Annotated in this window: 15 protein-coding genes; 6 read left to right on the forward strand and 9 right to left on the reverse strand. The window is 75.5% G+C overall.

Going from position 1 to position 15,741, the window contains the following annotated elements; all coding sequences use genetic code 11:
• Nucleotides 1-21 precede the first annotated feature (21 nt).
• Nucleotides 22-1,143 carry a magnesium/cobalt transporter CorA gene (corA, locus tag ABTY15_RS16100; protein ID WP_350587459.1) on the reverse strand — a complete coding sequence of 374 codons (1,122 nt, stop codon included), beginning with the start codon at nt 1,141-1,143 and terminating at the stop codon, nt 22-24.
• Nucleotides 1,144-1,572: 429 nt separating this feature from the next.
• On the opposite strand from corA, the gene ABTY15_RS16105 reads away from it, so the two are divergent.
• On the forward strand, nt 1,573-2,214 hold the full coding sequence (locus ABTY15_RS16105; RefSeq protein WP_350587460.1) for a suppressor of fused domain protein: 642 nt from the start codon (nt 1,573-1,575) through the stop codon (nt 2,212-2,214).
• Nucleotides 2,215-2,361: 147 nt separating this feature from the next.
• Here the strand turns inward: ABTY15_RS16105 and ABTY15_RS16110 are convergent, their stop codons facing one another.
• The 5 genes from ABTY15_RS16110 to ABTY15_RS16130 all read right to left on the reverse strand — a co-directional run bounded on the left by ABTY15_RS16110 (nt 2,362) and on the right by ABTY15_RS16130 (nt 7,539).
• On the reverse strand, nt 2,362-3,222 hold the full coding sequence (locus ABTY15_RS16110) for a PHP domain-containing protein (protein WP_350587461.1): 861 nt from the start codon (nt 3,220-3,222) through the stop codon (nt 2,362-2,364).
• A 64-nt stretch (nt 3,223-3,286) separates the two neighbouring features.
• Nucleotides 3,287-3,925, reverse strand: a complete 639-nt coding sequence (locus tag ABTY15_RS16115; protein ID WP_350587462.1) for a DUF6758 family protein — start codon at nt 3,923-3,925, stop codon at nt 3,287-3,289.
• 304 nt (nt 3,926-4,229) lie between these two features.
• A complete protein-coding gene (locus tag ABTY15_RS16120; protein ID WP_502893514.1) occupies nt 4,230-4,376 on the reverse strand; it encodes a DUF8834 family protein in 147 nt (48 codons plus the stop codon).
• 371 nt (nt 4,377-4,747) lie between these two features.
• Nucleotides 4,748-5,611 carry an alpha/beta fold hydrolase gene (locus tag ABTY15_RS16125; protein ID WP_350587463.1) on the reverse strand — a complete coding sequence of 288 codons (864 nt, stop codon included), beginning with the start codon at nt 5,609-5,611 and terminating at the stop codon, nt 4,748-4,750.
• A 101-nt stretch (nt 5,612-5,712) separates the two neighbouring features.
• The gene (locus ABTY15_RS16130; RefSeq protein WP_350587464.1) at nt 5,713-7,539 is read right to left on the reverse strand and encodes a DEAD/DEAH box helicase; all 1,827 of its coding nucleotides are present in this window, start codon (nt 7,537-7,539) and stop codon (nt 5,713-5,715) included.
• Nucleotides 7,540-8,246: 707 nt separating this feature from the next.
• Here ABTY15_RS16130 and ABTY15_RS16135 point away from each other — a divergent pair.
• Entirely contained in the window at nt 8,247-8,972 is a 726-nt protein-coding gene (locus tag ABTY15_RS16135; RefSeq protein ID WP_350587465.1) for a ferritin-like fold-containing protein, read from the forward strand.
• 29 nt (nt 8,973-9,001) lie between these two features.
• Here the strand turns inward: ABTY15_RS16135 and ABTY15_RS16140 are convergent, their stop codons facing one another.
• From ABTY15_RS16140 to ABTY15_RS16150, 3 genes are all read right to left on the reverse strand, one after another.
• Entirely contained in the window at nt 9,002-9,328 is a 327-nt protein-coding gene (locus ABTY15_RS16140; RefSeq protein WP_350587466.1) for a hypothetical protein, read from the reverse strand.
• A gap of 121 nt (nt 9,329-9,449) precedes the next feature.
• Entirely contained in the window at nt 9,450-9,677 is a 228-nt protein-coding gene (locus ABTY15_RS16145; protein ID WP_350587467.1) for a DUF3107 domain-containing protein, read from the reverse strand.
• Between the two features lie 137 nt (nt 9,678-9,814).
• On the reverse strand, nt 9,815-10,471 hold the full coding sequence (locus ABTY15_RS16150) for a TetR/AcrR family transcriptional regulator (protein ID WP_350587468.1): 657 nt from the start codon (nt 10,469-10,471) through the stop codon (nt 9,815-9,817).
• Nucleotides 10,472-10,691: 220 nt separating this feature from the next.
• Here ABTY15_RS16150 and ABTY15_RS16155 point away from each other — a divergent pair, with 220 nt between their 5' ends.
• The 4 genes from ABTY15_RS16155 (at nt 10,692) to ABTY15_RS16170 (ending at nt 15,723) form a co-directional block, all read left to right on the forward strand.
• On the forward strand, nt 10,692-11,594 hold the full coding sequence (locus ABTY15_RS16155) for an alpha/beta fold hydrolase (protein WP_350587469.1): 903 nt from the start codon (nt 10,692-10,694) through the stop codon (nt 11,592-11,594).
• Between the two features lie 298 nt (nt 11,595-11,892).
• Complete coding sequence (locus tag ABTY15_RS16160; protein WP_350587470.1) at nt 11,893-13,530, forward strand: DUF3492 domain-containing protein; 1,638 nt, start codon at nt 11,893-11,895, stop codon at nt 13,528-13,530.
• Nucleotides 13,530-14,630, forward strand: coding sequence for a hypothetical protein (locus ABTY15_RS16165; RefSeq protein WP_350587471.1), 1,101 nt, complete (start codon nt 13,530-13,532; stop codon nt 14,628-14,630). The genes ABTY15_RS16160 and ABTY15_RS16165 overlap by 1 nt, the downstream gene beginning before the upstream one ends.
• Before the next feature lie 103 nt (nt 14,631-14,733).
• Nucleotides 14,734-15,723, forward strand: a complete 990-nt coding sequence (locus tag ABTY15_RS16170; protein ID WP_350587472.1) for an NAD-dependent epimerase/dehydratase family protein — start codon at nt 14,734-14,736, stop codon at nt 15,721-15,723.
• Nucleotides 15,724-15,741 lie beyond the last annotated feature (18 nt).

The following is a 15,741-nucleotide window of genomic DNA, read 5'->3' on the forward strand; positions in this document are numbered from 1 at the left end:
TCGCGGCCGGGCCGCGGGCGGTCACAGCCAGCCGTTGCGGCGGAAGCCCCGGTACATCCCGACGCAGATCAGCGCGATCGCGCCGAGCACCATCGGGTAGCCGTACTCGTGGTGCAGCTCGGGCATGTAGTCGAAGTTCATGCCGTACACGCCGGTGATCATGGTCGGCACGGCGAAGATCGCCGCCCAGGCGGTGATCTTGCGCATGTCCTCGTTCTGCGCCACCGAGACCTGCGCCAGGTTGGCCTGGAGCAGCGAGTTCAGCAGCTCGTCGAAGCCGTGCACCTGCTCGGTGACCCGGGCCAGGTGGTCGGCGACGTCCCGGAAGTACTTCTGGATCTCCGGGTCGACCAGCCGCTGCAACGGCTCGGACAGCTGCTGCATCGGGCGCAGCAGCGGCACCACGGCGCGCTTGAACTCCAGGACCTCGCGCTTGAGTTGGTAGACCCGGCCGACGTCGGCGCTGCGTGCGCCGCGCTCCGAGAAGACCCCGTACTCGATCTCGTCCACGTCGTTCTGCAGCCGTTCGGCGACCAGCAGGTAGTTGTCCACCACGTGGTCGGCGATCGCGTGCAGCACCGCGGACGGGCCCTTGGCGAGCAGCCCGGCGTCGTCCGCGTCGGCCTCCAGCCGGTGCCGCAGCTCCTGGAGCGAGCCGTGGCCGCCGTGCCGGACGGTGATCACGAAGTCCCGCCCGGCGAAGACCATCAGCTCGCCGGTGTCCACCACCTCGCTGGTCGGGGTGAGCTGGTCGTGCTCGACGTAGCGGATGGTCTTGAAGACGGCGAACAGCACGTCGTCGTAGCGCTCGACCTTGGGCCGCTGGTGGGCGTGCACCGCGTCCTCGACCGCGAGCGGGTGCAGGCCGAAGCGCTGGGCGATGCCCTCGAACTCGTCCTCGGTCGGCTCGTGCAGTCCGATCCAGCTGAACGATCCTGCACCGTCGGCGAGTTGGTGCGCGGCCTTGACCCGGCGGGCGGCCTCGCGCGGGCTACAGGTCTCGCCCTTGCGCTTGCCGTGCTGGTAGACCGCGCAGTCCACCACCGCCGACTCGGCGCCCGCCGGGACGGCGTCGTAGCGCCCGACCGTGGTGCGACGGCGGTTGGTGCGGACGGCGGCACGCAGGCTGTTGATCATCGACATGGCAGGCTCCCTGGGGCAGGAGCCGCCGCACGGCGGCGCGGGGGTCTCTCCGGGCGGGGCCGGGGAGGCGACGGGTGGCCGTGGTGCGACGGCGAGGAACACCGGTGAAGGGGGGATGAAGGTGCTCTCCCGGACCGGTCCGTCCGCCTGGGCCGCCTCGGCTACCGCCGCCGAATCAGTGGGTTCGGCGTGCCTGACGAGGGGTACGGGGAAGGAGTCCGGGCCGGGTAGAGCTGCCGGTACTGCATGGTCGGCCGGTATCCACCGCAACCACCTCCTTCAAGCCGTCGCCCCGGGAACGGAAGCATTACCGGTGGCCAGTCGCTCACCCTAACATCTGACCGGTCATCGGTGCCGGGGGGTTTTCCGAGGCTTTGCCAAGCCCCTCCGCACGCGGCCCCCGCGTCCCCGCGGGTTACGCTCACCGGCATGGCGCACGACTTCCCGCTCTTCGGCGAACCCCACGGCGGCAGCTCCCCGGAGCTCTCCCGGGAGGCGGTGCTGGCCGCCGTCGAGGCCCGGCTGATCTCCACCTTCGGCGAGCCGAGCGGCCGCGCCGCGGTCACCTTCCTCGGCACCGACCGGATCGAGGTGCTGCGCTTCGGCCCGGACACCGAGGGCCTGGTCCGCTACGCGACGCTCGGCATGTCCGCCGCGCCGATGGCCGACCCGACCGCGCTGGTCGCCGACCAGGTGCGCGGCCCGCGCGTCGAACTGGTGCTCACCGTCCGCGGCGGGCGCGACGGCGTGCTGCGCAGCCTGGCCACCTTCGCCGCGACGCCGCAGGTGGAGGGCCTGGTGGTGGCTCCCGGCGGCTCGCTGGACCTGGGCGCCCCGCTCTGGGAGGGCGCGCCCTTCACCTCCGTGCTGGCCGCCGAACCGGGCGGTCTGGTGCCGGACCTCGACCTGGACGAGCCGGCCGACCCGGTCCGCTTCCTGCCGCTGCTGCCGATGACGCCGAACGAGGCGGGCTGGAAGCGGGTGCACGGCGCGGCCGCGCTCCAGGAGCGCTGGCTGAACCAGGGCACCGACCTGCGCGACCCGGACCGGCGCGGGGTCAGGCTGGACTGACGGCGGCTCGGCCCCCTCGTCGGCCCGCGGACGTCCCGGCGACCTGCCCAGGCGTACGGCCCGGCCGCACGCCCGCCGGGCGCGCCGGTGCGCCCGCGTGCGGACGATCGTGCGGCCTCGTGCCGCCTCGGACGCGCCGGTGCGGTCTCAGCCCTCGATCGGCTTGGCGCCGGTGGCCTGCGCCAGCAGCGCTTCGTACACCGCCGGGTCGGTGGTGTGCTCGCCGAGCCGGACGGTCTTGCGGTCGCCGTGGTAGTCGCTGGAGCCGGTGACCAGCAGCCCGAGGTCGGCGGCCAATCCGCGCAGCCGGGCCCGGGTGGGCTCGTCGTGGTCGGTGTGGTCGACCTCCAGCGCCGCCAGCCCGGCCGCCGCCAGATCGGCGATCACCTCGTCCGGGACGGTCCGCCCGCGCTTGACCGCGCCGGGGTGGGCGAAGACCGGCACCCCGCCGGCCGCCCGGACCAGCCGGACCGCCTCGACCGGGTCGGTCTCGTGCTTGCGGACGTCCGCCCGGCCGCCGTTGGCCAGCCAGTCGGCGGTGAAGGCGTCCGAGACGGTGGCCACCACGCCCGCCTCGACCAGCGCGCTGGCGATGTGCGGCCGCCCGACCGAGCCGGCACCGGCGATCCGCTGCACCTGCTCCCAGCTGATGTCGGCGCCGAGCTCCCGGCAGCGTTCGACGACCGCCCGCCCGCGCCGGAACCGGTCGGTGCGCACCAGCTCCCGCTCGGCCGCGAACGCCGGCTCGGCCGGGTCGAACAGGTACGCCAGCAGGTGCATGCTGACGCCGCCGACCACGCAGGACAGCTCGGCGCCGGGTACGACCGTGAGCCGGGCGCCGGCCGGCAGCGCGCGCACCGCCGCGGCGGCCTCGGCGTGGCCCGCCACGGTGTCGTGGTCGGTGAGCGCCACGACGTCGAGGCCCGCGGCCACCGCCGCCGCGACCAGCTCGGCCGGGCTGTCGGTGCCGTCGGACGCGTTGCTGTGGGCGTGCAGGTCGATGCGCACGGATCGGACTCCCTGGGGGCTCGTGGGTGCCGCCCAGGATAGGCCAGGCCCGAAAAGCGTGGTGCTAGCCGAGCAGCCGGGGGGAGAGCGCCCCGCAGGGCAGCAGGTCCAGCTCGGCGCCGGCCTCGCGCAGGTCGGTGAGCACCAGCTCGTCGTACATCACCAGGGCGGACTGCTCGGGCCAGGCGATCGCCCAGAGCCAGAGGCCGCGGGCCTCACCGACGAACACCGCGCGGTCGGCCGGGGCGTCCGGGACGTGGAACATCGGGGTGGGCCGGCCGGCGGCCATCAGCTTGGCGTCGGCGGGCTTGTAGAGGCCGACGGAGTCGCCCGGGTCCGGCCCGGCCAGCCCGGCGTAGCGGGCGCCGAGCCCGACCCCCAGCTCCTCGGCGACCAGCACCAGCTCGCCGAAGCCGCCGAGCGGTGCCGGGCCGGAGCAGGCGACGGCGGTGGCGCGGGCGCCGGAGACGTCGTCGCCGACGTGGGCGATGCCGGTGTAGAGCCAGCCGACCGGGAGCGGCCAGGGCAGCCAGACGGGGACCTGGGAACGGGCGACGGCGACGCCCAGGGCCTCCACGCTCGGCGGCAGCACGGGCTGCATCGGGTGCACGGCTCCGTGCCGGTCGCACTGCCAGGTGTCTGAGAACAGACCGGGGGCGCGGACCCGACCGGCGCACCTCGGGCAGCTTGGCTCGCCCCTCATAGCCGACAACGGTCCTCCCTCCGGACCGCCGCGTCAAGGACGATCACCCGTACGGAGGGCTCGGCGGCACCTGTCGGTGGCGGGCCCGCCGGCGCGCGGTGCGGAGTACGGTGCGGGCGGCTCCCGTTGGGGGATGTCCCGTGGCGGGCGGCGGCAAACGTCGGGGGCGGGCCCGAACACACTGACGCCCCGTCATCGGCGATCGCGGTGACGGGGCGTCAGTCTGGTATCGGAACGTCCGGATCGGACGATCCCGGCTCGTCGGCGGCGGGTGAGGCCTCCCGGTCGGAGGCGCCGCGCCGGGTCAGACGGTCGGGCACGGGCGGATGAGCAGGCGTTCGCCGGTGCTGGCGGCGGCCTGGACGAGCTCGCGGACGGTTTCGGCGTCGGCGATCACGCGGTCGGTGGCGGATCCGTTGGCGTCGTCCAGTCGGAGGATCTCGAAGCGCATGGTCTTCGTCATGGGCGTCTCCTTTCCTGGCCCCGTCGGGCGGGGCGGTTGCGGCTGAGTCGGTATCAGCCCCTGTGGGGTCCGGCGGGTCCGGCGGTGCGGCCGGATCACCCGGGTGGTACGTGCGGCGGTCTGCTGCGGCAAGGGCTCCCCCTACTTGCCTGGTGCGTCTGGTGCCTCGTGAACCACGGTGTCGTGGTGGTGCTACCGGGCCGTTGCCCGTCCGTGAAGTCCAGGTTTCGAATGGTTCGAACCGGCACGGGGGCCGGAATCATTCCCGGACAGAATCAAAGATTACCGTAACTAACGAATTTTGTCCTGTGTTGACGACGGTCGAACTTCCAGATGTGGTTCAGACCACTCCAGGCCGGTCAGCCCCAGAACGCGGCCAGCGCCTCAGCGGTGGCGGCCGGCTGCTCGGCCCCCGGGGAGTGGCCGGCGTCCTCGACGACCACCCGGCGGGCGCCCAGACGCTCGGCCATCGCGGTCTGCTCCGGTACCGGCCAGGCGTAGTCCCGCACCCCGGAGAGGACCAGCACGGGCAGCCTGGCGGTGACGGCGGCCAGCTCGTCCACCCGGTCCGGTGCGGCGACCAGGTGGCCGCCGGTGACGGCCAGCGCGCGCGGCACGCCGGCCACCCAGCGGCGGTGCAGGAACTCCGCCACCTCCGGCGTCGGGCGCTGCTTCTGGTCCCCGGAGCCCTCCTCCATCTGCCGCATGATCTGCCAGATCTCCTCCAGGCTCAGGACCGGGAGCGCGTCCAGCAGCAGCTTGGTGCGGGCCGCCTCGGCCGGGTCGATCGCGCCCGGCCCGGTGGACATCAGGGTCAGCGAGCGCCACGGCCCCGCCCCGGCCAGCACCGCCTCGCGGACCACCTGGCCGCCGAAGGAGTGCCCGAGCAGGTGCACCGGGCCGTTGTCCGCGGCCAGCGCCTCGCACAGCGCCCGCACGTCCGCGCCCAGCGCCTCGACCGCGTACGCGGCCGGGTCGTCCGGGCCGCCGGTCTCGTACTGGCCGCGCTGGTCGACGGCGGTCACCCGGTAGCCGGCCGCCGCCAGCGGCTCCAGCAGCGCGATGAAGTCCTCCTTGCTGCCGGTGAACCCGGGCACCAGCAGCGCCGAACCGCGCACCGGTCCGTCCGGCTCGGCCCGCAGCGCCGCGAACCCCCCGCGGGCGGTCGGCAGTCGCAGCGCCCGGGCGCAGCGGGGAAGGGTGAGGAACGGCGGCGTACTCATGCCCCGAGCCTAGGGCCTGTCCGCCGGATCTTGCCGGACACGCCGGAGGGGGCGAGCCGGGCCACCAGGGGCTCGGCCCGCCCCCTCCGGGGCGTGACGGATCAGCTCTCCGGGGTGGCCTCCGGGGCCGCGACGGCCTTGCGGGCGCGGGTGCGGCGGCGCGGGGCCGGGACCTCGGCGACGGCCTCGGCGGCCGGGGCCTCGGTGGCCTCGACCACCTCAGCGGCCTCGGCCTTCGGCTTGCGGGTCCGGGTCCGGCGCGGCTTCTCCTCGACCGCGACGGCGGCCTCGGCGGCCGGGGCCTCGGTGGCCTCGACCACCTCAGCGGCCTCCGCCTTCGGCTTGCGGGTCCGGGTCCGGCGCGGCTTCTCCTCGACCGCGACGGCGGCCTCGGCGGCCGGGGCCTCGGCCACCTCGACGGTCGCCTCGGTCGCCTCGGTCACCGCGGCGCCGGCCTCGGCGGCGGCGCCACCGCGCGAACGGCGGCGGCGACGACGCGGCGCGGCCTCGCCCTCGGCACCCTCGACGGCCGGAGCCGCCGTGGCGTCGACCTCGACGGCCTCGGCCGAGCCCTGCCCGGCCTCCTCGCCCGCCACCACGGAGCCCCGCCGGGTGCGGCGGCGCTCACGGGTGCGGCGCGGCTTCTCCTCGGTCGCCACCGCGGCCTCGGCGGCACCGGAGCGGCCGGAGCCGCTCCGCCCGCCCCGGCCCTTGCCGGAGCGCGCACCGCGCCCGCCGGTCTCGCCGAGGTCCTCGACCTCCTCCGCGCCGAGCCCGGCCCGGGTCCGCTCCGAGCGGGGCAGGATGCCCTTGGTGCCCGGCGCGATCTTCAGCAGCTCGTACAGGTGCGGCGAGGTGGAGTAGGTCTCCTCCGGGTCGTTGAACGACAGGTCCAGCGCCTTGTTGATCAGCTGCCAGCGCGGGATGTCGTCCCAGTCGACCAGGGTGACGGCGGTGCCCGAGGCGCCGGCCCGGCCGGTGCGGCCGATCCGGTGCAGGTAGGTCTTCTCGTCCTCCGGGCACTGGTAGTTGATCACGTGCGTGACGCCCTCGACGTCGATGCCGCGGGCGGCGACGTCGGTGCAGACGAGCACGTCGACCTTGCCGTTGCGGAACGCCCGCAGCGCCTGCTCACGGGCGCCCTGGCCGAGGTCGCCGTGGACGGCGCCGGCCGCGAAGCCGCGCTGGGTCAGCTGGTCGGAGACGTCGGCGGCGGTGCGCTTGGTCCGGCAGAAGATCATCGCCAGCCCGCGGCCCTCGGCCTGAAGGATGCGCGAGACCATCTCGACCTTGTCCAGCGAGTGCGCACGGAAGATGTGCTGCTCGATGTTGGCGACGGTCGCGCCGGTGTCGTCCGGGGCGGCCGCCCGGATGTGCGTCGGCTGGCTCATGTACCGGCGGGCGAGGCTGATCACCTGGCCCGGCATGGTGGCCGAGAACAGCAGGGTCTGCCGCTTGGCCGGCAGCATGGTGATGATCTTCTCGACGTCGGGCAGGAAGCCCAGGTCGAGCATCTCGTCGGCCTCGTCGAGGACCAGCGCGCGGACCTTGGACAGGTTCAGCTTCTTCTGCCCGGCCAGGTCCAGCAGGCGGCCCGGGGTGCCGACCACGATGTCGACGCCCTTGGCGAGTGCCTCGACCTGCGGCTCGTACGCCCGGCCGCCGTAGACGGCGAGGACGCGGACGTCGCGGACCTTGCCGGCGGTCTGCAGGTCGTTGGTGACCTGGGTGCAGAGCTCGCGGGTCGGGACGACGATCAGCGCCTGCGGGGAGTCGGAGAGCTGCTCCTCGGTGGCCCGGCCGGCGTCCACGTCGGCGCGCACGACGACCCGCTCGATCAGCGGGAGGCCGAAGCCGAGGGTCTTGCCGGTGCCGGTCTTGGCCTGGCCGATGACGTCGTGGCCGGTCAGCGCGACCGGCAGGGTCATCTCCTGGATGGGGAAGGGGTGGACGATGCCGACGGCCTCCAGGGCCTCGGCGGTCTCCGGGAGGATCCCCAGGTCCCGGAACGTCGTCTTGGTGGGTTCAGCGGTGGTGGACAGGGTGCTGCCTCTTCCGTGTGGAGGGGCCGAGAGCGAGCGGCGGGCGGGCAGCCGCGCGGCTGCGTACGGGCCTGGGCGGCCTGATTACAGCTGCGCGGACGCACAACCGCGCCGGTCCCTGCGGCCGGCCGGTGCGCGCTGCCCGGTACGGGGCGCGTCGCCGGCGGCGTCGGGGAGGATTCCCGTGAGGGACCTGCGCGGGACCTCCGCCAGGGGGCGTGGTCTCGGCGGCCCTCGCTCGGCCACTGATGCGGTGCCAAGGCTTGAAGTCCAAGCCATGGTCGGAGCCGATCGGCTCTCCGACCGGGCATCCGCGTACGTGAGTACCCGTGCCTCCGGTGCGGACACGTCCGGGTGGACGGCGCCGCTAGGGAGCGGGCTTGCGCGGGGCACCGAGACGGCGGTGACACCGTGCGAGCACGACGGGGCTCCGTACCACCATACAGTCAGGCGACGACTCGAACACGTGACGCGTCTGACATTGCCCCTGGCGACAGGTGTCGAACGCGCGGATCGGGGTGGTCACCCGGGTGCGCCGACCGGCGGCCGGTCCGGGTGGGGCGGCCCGCCGGGCGGGACTAAGGTGACAGGTCATGGAGACCCATGGTGAGACGCAGGACGCCGCCGCCCGTTCGATCGGGGACTGGGCCGAGTGCTCGGCCGACCCCGGCTACCGCGCGGCGGTGCTGGACCTGCTCGGCGCGCTCGCGTACGGCGAGCTGAGCGCCTTCGAGCGGCTCGCCGAGGACGCCAAGCTGGCCCCGGACCTCGCCGACAAGGCGGCGCTGGCCCGGATGGCCTGCGCCGAGTTCCAGCACTACCAGCGGCTGCACGACCGGCTCGCCGAGGTCGGCGCCGACCCGCAGGAGGCGATGCGCCCCTTCGTCGAGCCGCTGGAGCTGTTCCACCGGATGACCGCGCCCTCGGACTGGCTGGAGGGCCTGGTCAAGGCCTACGTCGGCGACGCCATCGCGACCGACTTCTACCGCGAGGTGGCCGTCCGGCTCGACGACGACACCCGCGAGCTGGTCCTCGGTGCCATGTCCGACACCGGCCACGCCCAGTTCGCGGTCGACAAGGTGCGCCAGGCGATCGAGGCGGACCCGCGGGCCGGCGGCCGGCTGGCGCTGTGGGGCCGACGGCTGATGGGCGAGGCGCTCAGCCAGGCGCAGCGGGTCGTCGCCGAGCGCGACGCGCTGTCCAACCTGCTGGTCGGCGGCCAGGTGCAGGGCTTCGACCTGGTCGAGGTCGGCAAGATGTTCAACCGGATCACCGAGGCGCACACCAAGCGGATGGCCGCCCTGGGCCTGGCCTCCTGAACCCGGGCCCGGCCTCCTGACCGACGGCGCTACGCCGGCCGGTGCCGCCGCGCGGCGCGGTGGGCGCCGGCCCGGTGCGGGTGGTGCCGGTGCGCCGGGGCCCGCCCGGCGGCCAGGTCGGGCCGGGCCAGCAGCGAGGTGAGCGCCGTCGAGGCGGCCGCCGAGGCCGCGATCGCCCCCGCCGGGTAGTGCCCGTCCAGTGAGAAGTGCGCGACGGCCCCGCCGACCAGCGCCGCCGCCAGCGCGGTGCCGAGGGTCAGCCCGCGCGGCGCGCGGTAGTACGTCGGCAGTGCCAGCAGCGCCGTCAGCCCCACGACCAGGCCGACGAGTGCGAAGGCGATCGACTGGACCAGCACTACTGCCTCCCCGGGGGCCGGCGCGGCCCCGCGGCCGCACTGTCGCCGTACCCCGGCCCACCCGGCCGTACACGCGACGGTGCCCCGCTCCCTGACGGGAACGGGGCACCGGGTGAACAGCTCAGATGGTGCCGAAACCGACCTTGCGGGCGGCCTGCTCGCCGATCTCCACGTACGCCAGGCGCTCGGCCGGAACGATGACGCGGCGGCCGTGCTCGTCGGTCAGCGAGAAGAGCTTCGAGGTGCCCTCCAGCGCCTTGGCGACCGCGCTCTCGACCTCATCGGCAGTCTGCGAGCTCTCGATCACGATCTCGCGCGGCGCGTTCTGCACGCCGATCTTGACCTCCACGGCTTCCGTCCCTCCTGGGTTGCAGCCTCCACGCGCGGGCACCGGACCGCCTGGGACAAGCGTTCGCGGCGACCGCGCCGTACGGCTTCACCATAGAGCACCGGATCACCGCGAACGCGAAGGTCGGTCGATCACCCCTACGCGGACGGGGCCTCCCCGCCCTCGCCGCCCGGGTGCATCGGGAAGCCCTTCAGCCCGCGCCAGGCCAGGCTGGCGACCAGCCGGACGGCCTCGTCGCGCGGGATCTCCAGGCCCTGCGAGAGCCAGTACCGGGCGGTGATCTGGGCCAGCCCGCAGACACCCGCGGCGAGCAGCTTGGACTCCGCCTCGGGCAGGTCGGTGTCCTCCGCGATCACCTTGCTGACCAGCGTCGCGCTCGCCTCGGAGGCCCGCTCGACCCGCTCGCGCACGGCCGGCTCGTTGGTCAGGTCCGACTCGAAGACCAGCCGGAACGCGCCCGACTCGCTGGAGACGTAGTTGAAGTACGCCTCCATGGTGTTGGCCACCCGCTGCTTGTTGTCGGTGGTCGTCGACAGCGCCTCGCGGGTCGACTCGACCAGCGCGTCGCAGTGCTTGTCCAGCAGCGCCAGGTAGAGCTCCAGCTTCCCGGGGAAGTGCTGGTACAGCACCGGCTTGCTGACCCCGGCGCGGTCGGCGATGTCGTCCATGGCGGCCGCGTGGTAGCCCTGCGCGACGAACACCTCCTGGGCGGCACCGAGCAGTTGTTCGCGGCGGGCGCTTCGCGGCAGGCGGGCACCGCGCGGGCGCTCCTGCGCCTCCTGGATGGCCGTCACGGCGCTCCTCACTTCGGGGTTGTTCGGGGCTGGCAAGAGGGCCGATTCTACTTTTCGGTAACCGTGTCCGCGTTCGGTGCGAACGAGAAAAGCGGACGGTCTCCTTGTCAGGAGCCCACAATACGGCGCTGACCTCGGCATCGGCAGTGGTGTGACGAGGGATGGGACGGCCCGGCCGTCCCCGGGTGCCGTGGGCCGGAGCTCACTACCATCGTCCACCATGAGCAGCGCTGAGCAGCAGGTACGTACGGTCGAGGTCCCCGGCGCGGTGCTCGCGGTGCACCGGCCGTCCGCCGACGGCGGAGCCCACACCCGCGAGCCCGGACTGTTCGTGCACGGGCTGGGCGGCTCGGCCGCCAACTGGACCGCCCTGATGGACCGCCTCGCCGGACAGGTCGACGCCGAGGCCGTGGACCTGCCCGGCTTCGGCCGCTCCGAGCCGCCGCTCGACGGCAACCTGACCGTCAACGGCCACGTTCGCGCGGTGATCGGCTACCTGGAGGCCTCCGGGCGCGGGCCGGTGCACCTGTTCGGCAACTCGCTCGGCGGCGCCGTCGCCGTCCGGCTCGCGGCGCTGCGCCCCGACCTCGTCCGCACCCTCACCCTGGTCTCGCCCGCCCTGCCCGAACTGCCCCCGCAGCACACCGCCTGGTCCACCGCGCTGCTCGCACTGCCCGGGGTCCCCACGTTGGTGCGCCACCTCCCGGCCGGTCTGCGCGGCGCCGAGCAGGCCGCCGACGACCTGCTGCGGCTGATCTACGGCGACCCGTCCAGCCTCTCCGCGGACACCCGGGCCGAGGCGGTGGCCGAGTACCGGCGCCGGCTGGAGGTGCCGCACGCCATGCAGGCGCTGATCGGCTCGGCCCGCGGAATCGTTTCGGCGTACACCGAGCGCGGCGACCAGGCGCTGTGGCGGCAGGCCGAGCAGGTGCGGGCGCCGGTGCTGCTGGTGTACGGGCTGCGCGACAAGCTGGTCGCCTACCGCTCCGCCCGGCGGGCCTGCGCGGCCTTCGCGGACGCCCGGCTGCTGGTGCTGCCGGACTCCGGGCACGTCGCGATGATGGAGCACCCCGACCAGGTGGCCCGGGCCGTCCGCGAGCTGATCGAGCTGGCCGATCGGTAGCGGGCCCCCCGGTAGCGGGCGGCCGGCGGGCCGGTCCGGCGGTAACGGCCCGCTTCGGGGCGAGGTCACGCCGTTTCACTCGTTCAGGTGGCAACCAGGCATGTGACCGATGGATCGCCGAGGGGCGGTCCTACCTTTCTGCTGCCGGACCGAACAGGTGTGGGGGAGGCCGTGGACGTCGCAGCAGTCGGCGGGCGGCCGGAGCAAGGGTCCCGGCGTGCGGCCCCGCGGCTTCTGGAGCCCCTGGACGGGGCAGCGACGTAGCCCCTGCGAAGGGGAGCGACAAAGGAGGTCTCCCGTGCGCGTTGCCCTGCTCACCGAGGGTGCCCGTCCGGATCCCCGGCGTGACGCCACCGCCTGGTGCGACCGGCTCGCCGAGGGCCTGCCGGAGCACGCCTTCGAGCTGTACCTGCTCACCGGGCCGGGCGGTTCCGGCGGCCCCGGCGAACCGCTCCCGCCGGTCTGGCACGGGGTGCGCGAACTGGCCCCGTGGGGGCGCCGCCCGGCCGGCCGGGCACCGGGCGCGCTGCGCAGACGGCAGTACGCCCGGGCGTACGAGGAACTGGTCGGGGCGCTGGTGATGCCGGGGGAGCGGGCCTCCTTCGGGCCCGGGCTGTACCGGCTGGCCGCGCTCGCCCGGGAGGACGGCGCGCTGCCCGCCTTCCTGGCCTCCGCGCACGCCCGGCGCACCCTGGAGCGGGTCTGGCGCCGGCCCGGCGCGGACACCTCGGCCGGGCAGCCGCTGCTCTGCGACGTCCTGGTCGCGGCGGACCTGCTGGAGCAGTGCCTGCGGCCGCTGTCCGCCCCCTGGTACGGCACCGGACCGGGCGGCCTCGGCGCCGCCGACCTGTGCCACGTGGTCGGCGGCGGACCGGCGGCGCTGCCCGCCTTGGTGGCCCGGCAGCTGCACGGGGTGCCGTTCGTGGTCACCGAGCACGGCCTGCACCTGCGCGAGCAGTACCTCGGCTACCGCGAGGCGCCGTACCGGTGGCCGGTCCGGGCCCTGCTGCTGGCGTTCTTCCGGGCGCTCACCGAGGAGACCTACCGGCAGGCCGCCGTGCTGACCCCGGGCAGCGCCCACGACCAGCAGTGGCAGCGCCGCTGCGGGGCCGACCCGGCGCGCACCCGGGTGGTGTACGAGGGCACGCCCGCGGTGGCCCGGGCGGCGGCCGGACCGGAGCCGAGAACGCCGACCCTGGTCTGGGCGGGCGCCCTGGAGCCGGGCCGGGACACCGAACTGATGCTGCACGCCTTCGCCCGGGTCCGCGCCGAACTGCCCGAGGCCCGGCTGACGATCCACGGCGAGGAGGCGGCGCCCGGCTACCGGGCGCACTGCGCGGCGGTGGCCGAGCGGCTCGGGGTGGCCCCGGCGGTGGACTTCGCCGGACGGCCCCGCTCGCTCGCCGAGGCCTGGGAGGGCGGCACGGTGGCCGTCTTCTCGGCGCTCTCCCAGCGCCGCCCCCGGCTGCTCGCGGACGCGATGCTGAGCGGCCGCGCGGTGGTGTCCACCGACGTCGGGGTGGCCCGCGAGGTGGTCGGCCCGACCGGGCTGCTGGTGCCCGCGCGGGACCCGCAGGCGCTGGCCGGCGCCTGCCTGGCCCTGCTGCGCGACGAGGAGCGGCGGGCCCGGCTCGGACTGGCCGGACGGCTGCGGGCGCAGGAACGCTTCGCCGTCGAGCCGGTGATCGGCGCCTTCCGGGAGATCTACCTGGAGCTGGTCTCGCAGTACCCGGCCTTCCCCGACGGCGGGCGCGGCGACGCCGTGGGGCGGGCGCCGCGGCCGTTCGCCCGGCCCGCCGAGTACTGGCTCGCGGACGGGCCGCGCCCGGACCCGGACGACTCCGGCTCCGCATCCGGCACCCCCGGGGCAGCGGCGGACGAGAGCGGTGAGGCCGGCGCGCAGGACCGGCCCGGCGCCCTCGCGGAGGCGGTCTGATGTCCGGCGGCGCGGCGGTCGGCAGCCCCGGACGCCCGGTGGGCGACCCGGTGCGCGAGGTGATGGCCGAGCACCGGGAACTCTGCGAGCGGGCCGTCGACCCGCTGGAGATCGCCGCCGGGCTGGAGGAGGCCGGGCTGGGCCCGGCGGCCGCCGCCCGCTGCCGGCACGCGGACCTGTTCTCGCTCGCCGAGGAGCTGTACGCGCGGGTGCCGCGCCGCCCGCCCGCGCCGGACCGGGGCCGCGAGCGCCAGTGCGGCGCCGCCGCCCGGGCGAGCCTCACCGCGGCCGCGCTGGCGGCGCTGCCCTGCGCGGCGGTGGCCGCGCTCGGCGCCCGCTGGCCGGTGCTGCTGTCCGCCGCCGTGCCGCTGGTGCTCGTCCCGGTGCTGACCGCGGAGCCGCCGGCCGCACCGCCCCCGCCGTTCACCGCCGCCCCGGCGGACGCCCTGGGCCCGGCACGGACCGCGCCGCCGCGCAGCGGCCCCCGGTGGCGCCCGGCGCGGGCCCTCGCCGCGGTGGGGTACGGGCTGGGCCTGGCCGCGCTGCTGCTGCTCCCGCCGGTCACGGCGGAGGACGAGCGGCTGACCGCCGCGCTGGTGCTGGCCGCGGCGGTGTCGGCCGGGTCGGCCGAGCGGGCGGCCCGCTGGTACCGGCAGGTCGGCCGCGGCCACCTCGCGGCGGCGGGCACCCTGGCCGAGTTCCGGGCCCGGATGCGGCCGGTCCTGCCGGTGGCCGTCGCACTGCACCTGGCGGTGCTCGCGGTGCTGAGCTTCGCCGCCCTCGCCGTGCTGACCGTCGTCGCGCCCCGCCCCGGCCCCGTCGGCGGGCTGCTGCACCAGGCCGCCGAGCGGGCCGGCACCGCGCAGTGGGCGGCGCAGGGCGTGCTGGGCCTGCTGCTGGTGCTGCCCGCGCTGCTGGCCCGCTGCGGCCGGACGACGGCCGCCGCGCTGGGCGCGCTGGCCGGTCCGGCGGCGACCCTGGCGCTGTTCGGGCTGGGCCACTCCGGCCGGTCGGCCGCCCTGCTCGGCGGCGGCGCGGTCGCGGCCGTGCTGCTGGCGTACGCCTGGACGGTGCTCGGCCGGGCCGGCTCGCACCGCTGATCCTTCCCCGCTCGACCCCGTTCCCCGCTCGATCCCGTTCCACCGTTGTTGATTTCAGTCCGCCAGGTCGCTCCCGACCTCGCTTCGTGGAAGGACGCCCCCGATGAGGGTGCTGCTGCTGGGCGCCGACGGCTTCATCGGCCGCCGGGTGACCGATCGTCTGCTCATGGACCAGGAGTTGCAGGTGACGGTGCTCGGCCGGCGTGACTCGGCCGACATCCGCTTCGACCTGACCACCGGCAGTCCGGGCGCGCTGGCGCGCTTCCTGGACGCGGTCGCGCCCCAGGTGGTGATCAACTGCGCGGGCGCCACCTACGGCAGCTCGCGCACCCTGATCCGGGCGAACACGCTGGCCGTCGCCACCGTCTGCGAGGCGATCCGGCGCAGCCGGGAGCCGGCCCGGCTGGTGCACGTCGGCTCGGCGGCCGAGTACGGCCCCGTGCCGGGCGGGGTGCCGGTGTCGGAGCACGCCGAGCCGCGGCCGGTCGGCCCGTACGGGGTGTCCAAGCTCGCCGGGACGGAGCTGGTGCTGGCCTCCGGGCTGGACGCGGCGGTGCTGCGGGTGTTCGACGTGGTGGGCCCGGGGGCGCCGACCGCCTCGCTGTTCGGGCGGCTCGCGGAGGGGCTGCGGCGGGCGCTGGAGCGGGACGAGTCCCAGGTGCGGATGCCGGACCTGTCCGGATACCGGGATTTCGTGGACGTGCGGGACGTCGCGCGGGCGATCCAGGCGGCGGCGGTGTCGGCCGCCACCGGGGTGATCAACATCGGCAGCGGGCACGCCGTCCGGGCCCGGGACGCGGCCCAGCTGCTGGTCCGGGCGTCCGGCTTCGAGGGGGCGATCGTCGAGGAGAACCGGCAGGTCCTGCTGCCCGCGCAGGCCGGCGGGCCGTCCGTCGACCACCTTCCGGGCCACCACCTGCCGGGCCACCGCCCGGAGGGGCCCCGGCCGGAGGGCCGGGTGGCGGCCGGGGAGCCGGTGCCGTGGCGGCAGGCGGACGTGCGCACCGCCCGGGACCGTCTCGGCTGGCGGACACAGGTGCCGCTGGAGGAGTCGCTCGGGGACGTCTGGCTGGAGACGGCCTGCCGGGTGTGACGGATCGCCGGGGGCGCG

It is taken from the genome of Kitasatospora sp. NPDC097643, assembly GCF_040302625.1.
Taxonomy (GTDB): Bacteria; Actinomycetota; Actinomycetes; order Streptomycetales; family Streptomycetaceae; genus Kitasatospora.

Bases quoted from the DNA above. Each gene is read 5' to 3' on its own strand.
- ABTY15_RS16170 (WP_350587472.1), top strand. From the start codon at position 14,734: ATGAGGGTGCTGCTGCTGGGCGCCGACGGCTTCATCGGCCGCCGGGTG.
- ABTY15_RS16115 (WP_350587462.1), bottom strand. From the start codon at position 3,925: ATGAGGGGCGAGCCAAGCTGCCCGAGGTGCGCCGGTCGGGTCCGCGCC.
- ABTY15_RS16130 (WP_350587464.1), bottom strand. From the start codon at position 7,539: ATGACCCTGCCGGTCGCGCTGACCGGCCACGACGTCATCGGCCAGGCC.
- ABTY15_RS16125 (WP_350587463.1), bottom strand. From the start codon at position 5,611: ATGAGTACGCCGCCGTTCCTCACCCTTCCCCGCTGCGCCCGGGCGCTG.
- ABTY15_RS16155 (WP_350587469.1), top strand. From the start codon at position 10,692: ATGAGCAGCGCTGAGCAGCAGGTACGTACGGTCGAGGTCCCCGGCGCG.
- ABTY15_RS16135 (WP_350587465.1), top strand. From the start codon at position 8,247: ATGGAGACCCATGGTGAGACGCAGGACGCCGCCGCCCGTTCGATCGGG.
- ABTY15_RS16105 (WP_350587460.1), top strand. From the start codon at position 1,573: ATGGCGCACGACTTCCCGCTCTTCGGCGAACCCCACGGCGGCAGCTCC.
- ABTY15_RS16165 (WP_350587471.1), top strand. From the start codon at position 13,530: ATGTCCGGCGGCGCGGCGGTCGGCAGCCCCGGACGCCCGGTGGGCGAC.
- corA (WP_350587459.1), bottom strand. From the start codon at position 1,143: ATGTCGATGATCAACAGCCTGCGTGCCGCCGTCCGCACCAACCGCCGT.
- ABTY15_RS16120 (WP_502893514.1), bottom strand. From the start codon at position 4,376: ATGCGCTTCGAGATCCTCCGACTGGACGACGCCAACGGATCCGCCACC.